The sequence below is a fragment of the Xanthovirga aplysinae genome, from assembly GCF_009711365.1.
GTDB lineage: Bacteria > Bacteroidota > Bacteroidia > Cytophagales > Cyclobacteriaceae > Xanthovirga > Xanthovirga aplysinae.
The window spans coordinates 1-1,162 of record NZ_SMMB01000333.1 but is presented as its reverse complement, the minus strand read 5'-3'; the positions used below and the strand labels follow the sequence as shown (position 1 = coordinate 1,162).

The window sequence follows — 1,162 nt, the reverse complement described above, 5'->3', positions numbered from 1 at the left end:
TAAAAGATATATACTAAATAAACGGAATTCGGTTTATCCGAAATAAACGGAATTCCGTTTACACGGTTGTTAGCAAACATGAGCAAGTCGCAAAGTATGAGGTCAATAATTCTGGCATTTCTATTAATTGGATTGAGCCTTAACTCCTTTGGTCAATTCGCATTTAACAATATCTCATTTGAACTAAAGAAGCCTCCAAATAACCCCTACCGAATTATTCAAACAAGAGATGGGGAAACTACAAAAGTGGAAGAGTTCGACGAGACTGGACGACAAGTATTCCAGTATATTCAAGGTGATATCCCCCCATTTTTCAATTGGACAGAGCCGCATAGATTTATATATGCCTTTGAATATGATGAATCTGGAAAAACTGTAAAGCGATATGCATTTAACTCGAATGCAGGACACAACATATATGAATATGAGTATTCTGATGACAGTAGCACTAAACATTCATATCAAAGAAGTTACCCTGATGAAGGCAAACAAAATACGAATGCCTACGCAGATATTGAAAGACTTAGAACATTCTCGGACTTGATGAATTCGTCAGAAGTAGCTGTTATGAACTCCTCTGACAGGATTTTTCTAAACAGAGAACATTTAGACCAGAATAGAAATCCTATTAAGTATGTTGAATACAGTAAAATGCACAAAGACACATTATCCACCACAACAAAGTACGATGTTGAACTGAGAGAAATTAAGAAAACTGTTGTCAACTCAAAGGGTGAAATAAACAGAGAAAACGTTTATGAATATCTCGATTCAAAAAGTCAGATTTCAACTATCAACCATTACAGAAATGGACAGATAGCATTTTTTTATCGATTCGCTGAGACTAAAAATGAAGCGGGAGAAACTGAGTATAGTTATTCAGAACGAAAGGGAACCCTAAATGTAAGGCATAATCAATATGAAGAAGGATATTTGACAAGCATAACTGTATACAAGACGAAATTCAAGGGGGAACTAATTGTCCCTGTCTCCAAAAAATTCAAGAAAGTTGCAGAAATGAAATACACTTATAATGAATTAGGACTAATGGAAAAAGAAGAAATGAATAATTACGAAACTGGAGAAAAGGAAACTAGAACGTATAAATATCAAATTGAAAATCTATAAACGTTTGCTAACAATATGTATGAAATCATAGCCG

Annotated in this window: 1 protein-coding gene; it reads left to right on the top strand. The window is 34.3% G+C overall.

Annotated features, from left to right (window positions below):
* The first annotated feature begins 96 nt into the window (after nt 1–96).
* Nucleotides 97–1,128: a hypothetical protein gene (locus tag E1171_RS01005; protein ID WP_155203214.1), complete on the top strand. Its 1,032-nt coding sequence runs from the start codon at nt 97–99 to the stop codon at nt 1,126–1,128.
* Nucleotides 1,129–1,162 lie beyond the last annotated feature (34 nt).

What these genes read in the sequence shown, in the direction of transcription:
- E1171_RS01005 (WP_155203214.1), top strand. Translation starts at nt 97, where the DNA reads ATGAGGTCAATAATTCTGGCATTTCTATTAATTGGATTGAGCCTTAAC.